Here is an 11,692-nt window from a genome sequence, read left to right on the forward strand (position 1 = left end):
CGGCGGCGAAGGGGGAAGCGGCGTGGACGCCGTGACGCTCGCGTAGTCCCACCGCCTCGCCCGGCGGAGCTGTCCTACCTCAAGCAGATCCGACCGACGTTGGCGCCAAGTACGCGAAAATACGTGGCGGACAAGCCGGTCCAGCAGGTCCGACCGACCCAAGCCCGACCGACGTTTGCCCCGAGTCCGAGCAGGCGACGGCCTGGCCGGGCCACCGCTTGGGCCTGGCCGGGCCACTTTGGCGGCACACCATTCCCTGCAAATTCAGCCACTTCGTGTTGGCCCAGATCGTGAATTAGGCGAGGGAATGTCCAACCCTCGCCGCATCGTCCCGGGCACTACCTACCTCATCACGCGCAGGACCACGCGCCGTTACTTTCTCCTGAACCCGGACAAGCGGCGGATCCTGCTTGCGTTCTATTGGTACACCACGGCCGTGCTCGCGGCGGAATTTGGCATAGAGATTCACGCGGTGCAGATGCTCTCGAACCACCTCCACGAGGTGCTCACCGACACACGGGGAGAGCTCCCACGCTTCCTTTCGCAGCGAAATCGCCTGCTCGCGAACGCCATCAAGGTGCTGCGTGGGTGGCCCGAAGAGGTCTTTTCGCGGGAGGGCGCGAGCGTCGTTGCGCTCTATGGTGAGGACGCAGTGCTGCAGAAGATCGGGTACACGCTCGCGAACGCGGTCGAGGCCGGGCTCGTGGCGTGCCCCGAGGATTGGCCGGGTGTCACGCTCGCGGCGACGGACATTGGCACTCGTACGATTCGTGTCGCGCGTCCCGAGGTGTACTTCGACCGGGAAAACACACGATGGCCCGCGGCTGCGGAGATTTCGATCACGGTGCCTCGTGCGCTCGAGGCGAGCTCGGGGCACGAGGGGGCGCGGGAGCGCATCGTGTCCGCAGTGAACGCGGCGGTGGAGAAGGCGCGCATCGTGGCCCGCAAGGCGGGGAAGTTCGTGCGCTCGCTCGAGTGGATCTTCGCGGTGCCTCACACGACTCGCGCGTCGTCGTTCGAGAAGGTGGGGGCGAGGAATCCGAGCTTTGCTGCGGGCGGCAACGTCGAGATGGCCGTGCGGGCCTTGAAGGAGCGGGCCGCGTTCTTGGCAGCGTACCGGGAGGCGTTTGCGAAGATGAGGAGCGCCGTGCGCGACGTGTTCTTTCCGGAGGGGACGTGGCGCCTCTTTCGCGAGCTGGGCGTCAATGTGATTTCAGCCACTTAGCGCCAACGTCGGTCGGATCTGCTGCCGCCGTCGGCCACGGTGGCGCCATACCCTCTCTCATCGAGGTCACCGAGCACTACGGTCGCCGCGGCCTCCCGGAGGGCGACCCGCGCACGACGGGCACCTTCGAGCCCTGGCTCCCCCACTTCGACGAAGCCGCCCAATGGGCCCTCGTGCCTTTTTTGGAGTCTCTCAAAGCCGAATAGGCACGAGGCTCGGCAAGGGCGTGGAGTGCGAGGAGGGAAAAAGGTGCCCCCCCGCGCAGGTGCTCGGCCTTCGGCCTGCGCGCCTGCGGTCCCCCCCAAATCGCGAGCTCCGCTCGCTCAGGGGGGGGACACCACGGTCTGTCTCGATGCAGGACTCGTCGACCGTCAAAGCGCTCCTTCGTCCCTTGGTGGGATCCGGGACCGCCACAGCCAATCGAGCAGATCGTCCGCGTTTTTGCCGATCGGAGTCGACTCGTCGGGACCCGCCACATCCATGAGGAAGTAGCCCCCAGAGGCCACATCGAGCACGACGAACGACGCCCCGTCTCGATGGTACGTCAGCGCCACGTACCGGTCGTCGAGCAGCGCCTCGGCCACCCGCGCTCCGTACATCTTGACCCTCGCCAGGTCCCACTCTTCGACAGGAGCCATGCCCGCGTACGAACGCCCCGTCTCCAGGTTTGCCCAAAGGTGAATTCCATTGACGCGCTCGACGAGGGCCAAGAGGTCCACGGGCAACTGGCGCGAGGCTCGCCGCCCATGCCATCCCTCCACCGCTTCGCGCGACGCCGGGGACCGAGAACATGGCCAAATCGAACACGCCTCGACTCGATCTTCATCGGCTCCGACAAGAAGTCCGCCAGGCTCATCCCGCCGGGCCTCGAAGCCACTTCGAGCGTCTGCGCCGAAGGGGCTCGTACGGCCCGAGTCACGGCCCGTTCTGGCTCACCTTCCACGGCGCGAATGAAGTCGTCGATCCGCATGGTGGTCACTTCCTCCCTTGGGACCCGCGCGAACGCTCGAACGATCCTGAGTCGGATCCGAGCCGACGGATCATGGCGACGAGCCCTCGCCCCTGGCTCGACCACGTCGCTTCACCACCATGGGCTCCTTGGTGAACGGGTTGACCATGACATCGTCGACGAGCTCGAAGGCTCCCGCCTGAAGATCGACGCCCGAGAGCCACGCCTCCAGCCACGAGTGCAGCGTGTAGGACGTCTTCGTCGGCCCGTGCTCGTCCATCGTCACGACGCGACCGTGTTCGTCCACGCACGCCCACGCGCCGCAGCCCCAGTCGCACAAGGGCACGAGCCGCTCTGGCCACCCCTGCGCGCGCAGCTCGGCGTAGAGTGCGCTGACCGGCCTCCCGTCCGCGTCGGCGTGGCCCTCGGCAACCCCGAGGATGCCTTCCCCAGGACCGAATCCACCGTTGGCGACCTCCGTGTAGAGACGGCGAAGTAGCCCGTCGATCGGGAACCCGAGCTCCTTCTCGGTGGCATCGACGGCCTCATGGGATGCCGTGGCGTAGAGCGGTGGCGACTCAACCGTGGCCACGTCTCTTCGTCGACCTGGATCTGCGATCCGCTCGCGGAGGCCAGCCATGAGCTCGTGAACGACCATCACCCTCTCCTCTGAATATCCGACCCGCAACTGTGCCACCCATCGCTCGGCACAGGTAGCAACATCCGCTCGCCTTCAGGGCACAAGCCCCCGCACACGCCGTTCACCAGTTCTCGTCGGCGCGGCCCGACCACCCGCCCTTGTCCTCGCAGGCGCTCACGCACACGTCCTTCGAGCTCCCGCAGATGCCGTTTTTGCACGGCGCGGGCACGAGCAGCACGCCCGTGTCGATGAGGGCCGTGACCACCTGCGGGCCCCTGCAGCACACCATACTCCCAGACTGCGTCGATGGCATCGGTCACTTCCATGAGACCCCCTTTTCAGAAAGCATCGACGCCCCGCGAATCCTTCGAACCGGGCCCCAAAAAGTCTCGTCGCATCCTGTGCTCACTGTCTCGCTCCGGGTCTCCGGGCTGTAAGCGCTTCCCGCGCCGCCACCCGAATGGCTCCTGACGGCGATTGGTTAGCGATGCGCTGCAATTCCGCCTCTGCCTCTCGCTCCAAATTCGGGTCACCGCTAACTACGAGATCCCCAAGCCCCGAGACCGCATCCCTCGTATACAACGCCCCGAGCGCCCGAATGCATTTTACACCGAGCGAATTGGACTCGTCATAGTCGCGATAGGGAAACCTTGTCTTCGCAGTGCGTAAGAGGCTTTCTACGCTTCTCGCCGACTTCAACTTCACAAGAGCATCAACCACGTCCTCATGACGCTCATGCCAGGACTCTCCGGCAAGACCCAGCAGCACGTCTAGGCACTCCTCGCAGATACCGAATCGATGCCCCAAGTAAAGTCCGAATTCGACCCCGATCGCATCTCGCTCGTTCAACGCACGCACGAGCATAGCTTGCCCAGCCCTGCTGCCCTCACCGGGCTTGAGCGGAAACGCTCGATAGAACTCGTCCTCTCGAATCCGTGCTCGCAGAAGATCAAGGATCAGCCCACGCGTTCGCTCATCAACGAATGACATTGAACCCTGCTATGTTGTTATTGAAGACATGCAATGCGGCACGGCGACCGGGCCCGATGTTTATCCTACTACGTTCCGCCTTGAAAAACGCATTGACCGCCGCCCAACCTCGCCCACGAGCGGCATCCCTGGGTATGCCGCATGGGTGAGGGCAGACGCGTCTCGTACTCCGATGGCGGCCAGTCGTTCCGTCGTCCCTGCTTGCATCCTGAACTGTACGAGTACTCCCTCGTACGCTTCCGAGAATGTTTGAGTTGGCGAAATGAACGTCTCCGCTGTCGCGGACAACCGCCCGGTCGTCAGCAGTTCCTCGGCATGGGCCTCGCGCGCTCTTCCGACATCGGTTTCCGAGCCGTGCCTGCGCCGATCCGTGGTGCGATCTCCGCGTGCGGTGGCTCCGCGAGCGAGTTTCGCCGCGTTCGCCAGCCGCGCACTCCTCTCACCGCACCGGGGACGCCACGACGACCATCGCGGGGGTGCTCGCGGCGACGGCGTTTTGCGCGGCCGGCGCGCTCACCGGGGCCGGCGCGGGCGGAGCTTCGGCCGTGGGGGCCGGGCGACCCGCGAGCCACACCTCTCCCGCGAGGCCGAGCACGAGCGCCGCGGCGAAGAGCGCCGGGGCAGCCCACGGGGGCATCTTCGAGGCCGCTTCGGGCGTCGCGGGCTTCACCGCGCCCTCGGGGAGCGCGCGCATCTTGGTCTGCGGGTTCACCGGGGCGAACGCGAAGCCCGCTCCCGAGCCCGACGCCGAGGCCGACATCGACGCTGCCGAAGGGAGCGTGGGCGCGAACGCCATCGCGGGCGACATGCGCGGCGCAGGCGGGGCGAGATCGGCCATCCACCCGACGAGCGGCGCGGCAGGCGTGGGCAGGGGCGCCGCGCGCAGATCGTCGTACGACGGCGTGATGGGGGCGCTCGAGAGCGGCGCGGGCGACGCCACCACGGGCTCCGCGCCCCACGCGACGAAGCTCGGCTCGGCCGCGGGCACATGGGCGCGCACGCGAGGCGCAAAACGAAGCTCCGGGAGGGGAGCGGGCGGCGGGAGCGACGGCGGGAGCGAGGCGAGGGGCGCGTCGTGCGGGGTCCTCCGCGTCGTCCCACACGCACGCCTCGACCTCGACGCCCTCGGCGACGTCACGCGTGGGGCGGGCCGTGGGCGGCTCGAGCTCGGCCCCGAACGAAGGCACGCGGGGCGCGCGCAAGGCGATCGAGCCCGCCGTCACCAGGTCCTCGTCGAGCGATGCGTCCATGACGGCCGAATCGCCGAGCCACTCGTGAGGCACCTCTTGGATCGCCGAGTCCCCGAGCCACTCGGCCGACACCTCACCCTCGGGCGCGGCGGGGCGGAACGAGAGCTTTCGCACGCCGGTCGGGCGCATCGAGTCCGAGAACCCGCCGATCGGAAACGGCACGGTGACCCAGTCGCGCTCGAAGCTCTCTTCGCCCACGAGCTCCACGAGGTCGCTCTCCGAGAGCTCGATCGACGTCTCGCCCACCGGCGCCGCCAGCGAGGCCTCGTCGCAAAAGGCCTCGAGCTTCGCGAGCTCCACCGAGTCGAGCGAGCCCCTCTCGTGCGCCTTGCGACCGGCCTCGCGCAGCGCGTCCCGCTCGATGCGCAGCGTGATGGCGCCCGACGCGGTGACGGGCCGAGCCTTCCGAGACGGAGGCGGGAGGACGATGGGCGGCGAAGGCATGAGCGCACCCTTCGCAAGAAGCAGGCCTACGCGAGCACCCTCCGGCGGCCCCCATGCACCGGTGGATCATCCCCCAAATTCCCGGAGAACCACCGAGGATCGATCCGATCACCGGTGCCTTTGGATCCACGAACGGGCCGTGCCTTGCTCTCGGAAAAGGTGCGACATCTCCGCACCTTACGACGGCCGGCGCCGAAGCACGGACCTCAGGGCTCTTGCGGCTTGGGCTCGGGGCAGATGCCGTTGTGGCCTTCGCAGCAGTCGGTGCGAAGCTCCGCGTTCTTGCACTTCGGCGCGGGCTGCCCGTCGCAGCACTTCACCTTGGCCGACATCCAGGTCTTCACCTTGGCGGCGAGCGACGCGCACTTCTTCGAGCACTCTTCTTCGCGCCCACGAGGCGACCATACGCGGCCGTCGACGAGGCATTTCGTGTGCTTCGGATCGGACTCGGCCGTCTCGGCGCAGGCGCGCAACATGAGCCGGAAGAGATCCTCGGAGCGCTGTGCGCCGAACTGCTTGCAGCTCGTCTCGCACTCGGCCTTCTCGGCGGGCGTGGGCTTGCCGTTGTCGCACTTGGAGTAATCGGCCGTGGCGCGGCAGTCGGCGAGGGCGGTGCGGAGGTCGGCCGCGTGCCCGGTCACCTGCTCTTCGAGGGTCTTCGCGTTCGCGCGCGAGGCCTCTTCTTGGGCGCGGGCCTTGGCGAGCTCCTCGTCCGCCTTCCTCGCTCCCTCCTCGCGGGCCTTGGCCTCGTCCTGGTGGCGCTTGTTCAGGCGCTCGACCGAGGCGAGGTCTTCTTTCACGGCGAGGCACTCGCTCGAGGTCGCGTCGGGGCATTTGTCGACGCGGGCCTTCGCGTCCTTCAGGGCCTCGTCGCACCCTTTGGGGGTCGCGCAGCGGTGCGTGATCTGGCTCGTGAAGCCGTCGTCGCGGAGATCCGTGCAGGCCCACACGAAGAGGCCAGCGAGCGAGAGGCAGAGGGTGCGAGAGAGCCGGGCGGTCATGGCTCGAACTCTCGCACGAAGCCGCCCCGCCGCGAAGCGCCGACGTTCAGGGCACGAGCGAGAGGCTCGCCACGTCCGTGCCGAGGGCCGAGAGCTTCTGCACGCGTGCGCGCTCCTGGGCCACCGAGTACACGAGATCGTCCAAGAAGAGGCTGCGCTTCACGACCGACTGCGCGTTCGACCACCACGTCCCGCACTGGGCGCCGCGCACCCCGTGATCGACGCCCCCGAGCTTGCGAAATCCCTTCTTCACGTCGACCTCGTAGACGTAGAGGCCGCTGAACGCCATGGTGCCGCCGTTTCGGCCGTCGCCGCCGCCCTCGCACACCGTGATGGGCACGCCGAGCAGGCCCTTCTCGGCGAAGTAGGTGAACGCAAGGTGGTCGGCCGCCGCCTCGGACGACGAGCCCCGGGTGCCTATTTTTTCCTTGTGGATGAGCGTGGGGGCCTTCGGGTCGGACACGTCGAACATCTGGAGGATGACGCCGTCGAAGTACGCGAAGTCCCCGTGATCGTTCGCGTCGAACCCGATCGACAAGAGGTGGTCGGGGTCGATGCGGTGCATGTAGGTCGAGAACCCTGGGATCTTGAGCTCGCCCATCACCTTGGGGTGCGCGGGCTCGGCCAGGTCGAGCACGAAGAGCGGATCGGTCTTCTTGAAGGTGACCACGTAGGCGCGCTCCTCGTCGAAGCGCACGGAGCGAATGTCCTCGCCGGGCGCGAGACCTGGGGTGGCCCCGACGCGCACGAGGTTGCCGTTCTTGGCCATGGCGAGCACCGAGACCACGCTCTCGGCCTTCGGATCGGGCACGCGGCCCTTCGTGGTGGCGACGCGCAGGTAGCCGTACCACTCGTCCATCGAGAGCTGATTCAACACGTGCCCGGGCACGACGCCGCTGCCCGCGTACTTCGTGTCGCCCGGGCGATCGCCGAGGCGAAAGGCGTGAATGTCCGTGAGCTCATTGTCTTTTTCGCCGAACGAGTACCAGCGCGACCCTGCGCCCCGCTGGTGGCGCGTGGCCATGTAGAGCCGATTGGACGAGGCGAACACCGTGCCCGGCCGGCTCTCGATGGTGGCGGTCGTGGGTGCGTCGTTGCTTGTCATATCGAACGACGCGAGCGTGGTGTACGCGTGCCCGTCGCCCAGGGGCGAGACGTGGAGACCGTCGCAGAGGGCCTTGCCGACGCCCTTCTCGCGGAGCTCCGGGAACGCGAGCGCACGGCGGATGCGAGCCTCGTTCTCGGCGCGGAGGGCCGAGAGGCGCTTACGTACGTAGGACTCGGCGTATCCGCAATACGCCATGTCGCTCGGCCACGTGGCGTAGGTAGGGCGGTCGGGCTCGGCGTCGGCCACCACGGTGTGCACGACGTTGCCGATGCGGCGCGACGCGATGAACGACCCCGAGAGGCCGAAGCTCCGCACCACCTTGGGAGCGGCTCTATCGTGCACGTCGAGCACGGTGACCTTCGTGCGCGTGCCGTCGGAGCCGAGCTCGCAGTCGTACCCGTAGCGGCACCGCGGCTGCGTGGGCATGCCGATCGACTCGTAGACCACCACCCTGTCGCCCTCGAGCAGCATCTCGCGCACTTGGCTCCTCTCGGCCGCGGTGCCGAGGCGGGTCACCGACACCACGCGCGGAGAGAGGGCCTCGACGATGCGGAGCGCCCCGTTCATGGCAAAATACACGTATCGTCCGTCGGTCTTGACGATGTCGGCCTCGTCCACGTCGGCGAGCTGCGTGTTGGTGCGCGAGTGCTCTTTGGCCTTGGGGGGCTCCATGCGGCCGGACACCACGGTGGCCCCCATCCGAACCCTCGGCGTGGGCGTGGCGTGCGAGCCACCGAGGCGCCCGTAGCCCGAGCCATAGCCCGAGCTTCCTCCGGCACCGGCCATCGACCGAGTCCTGATATCAAGGGCGGAGCCATAGCGCTCGCGCATGCATTCGACCTGGTTTTCTCGGTACGACGAGAGCTCGTCGTCGAGCTCTTCGTGCATGCGGACGATGGTGGCCTCGGCCTCTCGCTTCGCGCGCGCCTGGAGATCGGCGCAGCTCGACGTGGAGAGGCGCGCTTCGACGAGCTTGTTCTCGTCCGGCTCTCCGGGCATCGCCGCGGTGATCTGCGGAGGAGGAGCGAGCACACGTGGAGCCTTGGGCGGAGGGGCAGGCTCCGGTGCGGGCGCTTCGTTCTTCGCGGCGGCGGGCGCGCGGGGCGGCGGCGCCGGAGCGGGTGGAGCGCACGCCCCAAGGAGGGACGCGGGCACGAGGGCGAGCACGAGGAGCGAGGCGCAGACGCGCCCGAGAGGGGAGAGTCCCATGGGCAAGCTGAGACACGCCGAGGGCGCGAGAGTTCCCCCCAATCACCTCCGTCCGCGAGGGAGCGCGACGGCCCCCGCGGGAGGCCTCGGAGGATGTAAGCTCGGGCCATGGGAGCCAGGGGGCATGATCGCATCCGAGCGGGACGTTCCGCGCTCTTCGTCGTCCTCGCGCTCGCCCTCACGGGGTGCGCGAAGGGCTGCTTTCGGCCCCACACGGAGAAGGTGCTCCGCGGCCCGGTGAAGCTCACCGTGACGACCTCGACGGACGTCTACAACGCGGGCGTCCACACGTCTCACACGCTCGAGGTCGCGGCCGCGACGCCTTACAAAATCGGGGTCCCGTGCGACAAACCCGACCTCGACGAGAACGACGCGGGCACCCTCGTCGCTTGGAAATGCCCTCGCGACGAGGCGTGGTCGCTCTCGCGCATCGTCGGCGCACACCACTACGAGGAGCGCCGTCTCGGCGATCTCGGCGCGGGGAAAGAGGCGACGTTCGGCAAGGTAAAGTCGCTTTACGACTCGATCGAGAGCATCACGGCCGACCTGAACGAGCGCGGAACCTCGCGGCCCCGGCTCGAGGTGCTCGAGTGGCTCACGCAGGATCTCCGCACCGAACGAGGGGCCGAGGGCGTCGCGGCCCTCTTCGCCGAGGCCGCGCGCTACCCCGCCGAGCGCGATCAGGATCCGTGGACGACGGCGCTCGAAAAGGCCTCGCACCCCGAGCGCGACGCCCTCCACACGAAGCTCTGCCCGCAGCTCGCCGACCCGCAGACCGAAGCGGTGACGTACGCGCACGCCGCTCAGGTCTGCCCGCTCGAGGCCCGGCACGGCGAGGTGGCGCTCGCGCGGCTCGTCGCAGATCCAGGGCCGAAGCCCGTGCCCCTCGGCCAGACCCCGTGGCTCGCGTTCGTGGCCGCGGCCCGCCCGCCCGCGAACGCCGGACAGTCCGCGTGCAAGGCCCTCTCGAGCGGCGCATACCTCGAGTATCTAAGAGCAGAACGCGCCGCGGTCGTCGCCGTGACCGGCACGAAATGCGAGGCCGCCGCGTCCGTTGCGTGTGTGTCGCTCGCCGTCTGCGAGGGGCACGTCTGCGCCGAGGCCGAGGTGAAGGCGCGCCTCGCCGCGTGGGTGAAGAACGCGGACGGCGACCCCTACGCGATCCGACCGGGGCTCGCCTTCCCGCACGCGATCGCGCTGACCGCCGCCGCCTATGCGAACGGCCCGCTGTCGCCCGACCTCGTCCGACGGCGAGAACGTGCAGAATACACCCCCAACGAAGCGGCCGAAGGCCCCCCGTGCACGGACACGACGCTCGCGACCGGCGCGCCGTGCCGATGCCTCCGCCCGGCGACCGTCGCGCAAATCTGCGAGACCCCCTCGAGCTCGCGCACGGTGCGTGCAGGCGAGTGCGCGACCGCGTTCGACGACCAGAAGCGCACCCGCGGGCCCTCGACCCGCAACTGCGTCCCCGACGAAGGCGCGACGTGCGTGTCTTCGTTCGAGTGCTGCGCGCCGCTCGTCTGCCGCTCCCGAGGAGCGGGCTCCACGTGCCAGAAGCCGGGAGACGCCGGCGCGCGCTGAGGAGAGTCGCTACTTCTTCACGTTGGCGAACATGCCCTTCTCGGAGGGCGCGAGCTTCAGGTTCGAGGGCAGATCGGCGAGGCTCGCGCTCGAGTATTTGATGTCGTATCCCGTGTTCTGCACGGGGATGAGCTGCACCTGCGCGAGCGTGAGCGTGGCCTCGTCGAAGAGGGCGCGGCCGATGTAGTTCTTCGCCTGGGCGGCGAGGTTCGGGTGCAAGAAATTGCCGAGGCTCTCGAAGATGACGCCGGTCTTCCCGTCGCTCTTGCGAACGACGCGGAGAGGCTTCCACACGTGGGGGCCGCTGCCGAAGACCACGTCGCCGCCGTAGACCTTCACGAACTCGATGCCCGCGTTGACGAGCTCGTCCTGCGTGGCGGCGTTCATGCTGTGAATGGCCACGATGCGGAGATCGGCGGGCGCGGCGCGGAGCTTCTCGAAGAGGGCGCGTTTGTCGTTGGCGCAGGCCGAGAGCGCGCACGACTTGCGGCTCCCGATGTAGAAGCTGCCGAAGGCCACGCGCACGTCGCGGTTGCCGGCGCGGAGCGTGACGAGGCTCGGCTCGTTCTTGTTCGCGGCCGTGGGGCCGACGCCGTGGAACGCGTGGGTCGCGTCGGCGAGCGTGCCCACTTCGCGCGCGGTCATGCCTTCGCCGTCGGGCGAGGTGCAGTCACGCGAGTGGTTGTTCGAGAGGCCGACCAGGTTGAAGCCCCGGTCCATGGCCTGCCGCAGGTTCTCTTTGCGGGAGACGAAGGCGTACGACTTTCCGGGCGTGTACACGCTGTCGAAGGTCTCGCAGCGCGAGCCGACCACGGTCTCCCAGTTGATGTAGTTGATGTGGCCGCGGTAGGCCTTGCCGCTCGCGTCGAAGCGGTCGAGGGCCTTGCCGTAGTCGGCCGCGATCGGGTCTTGTTGGTGGGTGCGCGACCACGCCGCGTCGCCCACGCCGCGCACGTCGACGAGGCCCGAGAGCTCCGTCACGTCGAGCGGGGCCGGGAGGCGACGGGAGGCCGTGTCGGTCTCGTCGGGCTCGGTGATGGGCACGCCGAGCGCGTCGGCACCTTCACCGGACTCTCCGTCGCCCTCGGCCCCGGGGGGCGCGCCGTCGACGGTGACCTCGGCCGTGCACGCGGCGAGGAGGGCGAGGAGGGCGAGGGACAGGGGGAGGACGGCGAGCTTCCGCATCGTCGGCTCTCATAGCGCGAAGGGGACGCGGGGGCTCGTGAAAGGGCCGGAAGGGTCGGCCGCGGGACGCTTTGGGGGCGTGGGCCCGCAATGCGTGTAGTTTCGGG

At 68.5% G+C, this 11,692-nt stretch carries 9 protein-coding genes; 2 read left to right on the top strand and 7 right to left on the bottom strand.

The genetic code is table 11. From position 1 onward, the window contains the following. Nucleotides 1-307: 307 nt before the first annotated feature. Nucleotides 308-1,225 carry a transposase gene (locus IPK71_04715; protein MBK8213032.1) on the top strand — a complete coding sequence of 306 codons (918 nt, stop codon included), beginning with the start codon at nt 308-310 and terminating at the stop codon, nt 1,223-1,225. A gap of 371 nt (nt 1,226-1,596) precedes the next feature. Here IPK71_04715 and IPK71_04720 read toward each other — a convergent pair whose 3' ends face one another. The 6 genes from IPK71_04720 to IPK71_04745 all read right to left on the bottom strand — a co-directional run bounded on the left by IPK71_04720 (nt 1,597) and on the right by IPK71_04745 (nt 8,816). Then, a complete protein-coding gene (locus tag IPK71_04720) occupies nt 1,597-1,935 on the bottom strand; it encodes a hypothetical protein (protein MBK8213033.1) in 339 nt (112 codons plus the stop codon). Between the two features lie 330 nt (nt 1,936-2,265). Continuing rightward, nucleotides 2,266-2,766, bottom strand: coding sequence for an SMI1/KNR4 family protein (locus tag IPK71_04725; GenBank protein MBK8213034.1), 501 nt, complete (start codon nt 2,764-2,766; stop codon nt 2,266-2,268). Nucleotides 2,767-2,935: 169 nt separating this feature from the next. After that, complete coding sequence (locus tag IPK71_04730) at nt 2,936-3,103, bottom strand: hypothetical protein (GenBank protein MBK8213035.1); 168 nt, start codon at nt 3,101-3,103, stop codon at nt 2,936-2,938. A gap of 1,140 nt (nt 3,104-4,243) precedes the next feature. Continuing rightward, on the bottom strand, nt 4,244-4,804 hold the full coding sequence (locus tag IPK71_04735; GenBank protein ID MBK8213036.1) for a hypothetical protein: 561 nt from the start codon (nt 4,802-4,804) through the stop codon (nt 4,244-4,246). Between the two features lie 900 nt (nt 4,805-5,704). Further along, a complete protein-coding gene (locus IPK71_04740) occupies nt 5,705-6,499 on the bottom strand; it encodes a hypothetical protein (protein ID MBK8213037.1) in 795 nt (264 codons plus the stop codon). Between the two features lie 46 nt (nt 6,500-6,545). Continuing rightward, a complete protein-coding gene (locus IPK71_04745; protein MBK8213038.1) occupies nt 6,546-8,816 on the bottom strand; it encodes a beta-propeller domain-containing protein in 2,271 nt (756 codons plus the stop codon). 108 nt (nt 8,817-8,924) lie between these two features. Between IPK71_04745 and IPK71_04750 the strand changes: the two genes are divergently transcribed. Beyond that, complete coding sequence (locus IPK71_04750) at nt 8,925-10,400, top strand: hypothetical protein (GenBank protein ID MBK8213039.1); 1,476 nt, start codon at nt 8,925-8,927, stop codon at nt 10,398-10,400. Between the two features lie 9 nt (nt 10,401-10,409). Here the strand turns inward: IPK71_04750 and IPK71_04755 are convergent, their stop codons facing one another. Further along, nucleotides 10,410-11,585, bottom strand: coding sequence for a CapA family protein (locus IPK71_04755; GenBank protein MBK8213040.1), 1,176 nt, complete (start codon nt 11,583-11,585; stop codon nt 10,410-10,412). Between the last annotated feature and the right edge of the window lie 107 nt (nt 11,586-11,692).

The organism is Myxococcales bacterium (assembly GCA_016712525.1).
Taxonomy (GTDB): Bacteria; Myxococcota_A; Polyangia; order Polyangiales; family Polyangiaceae; genus JAAFHV01.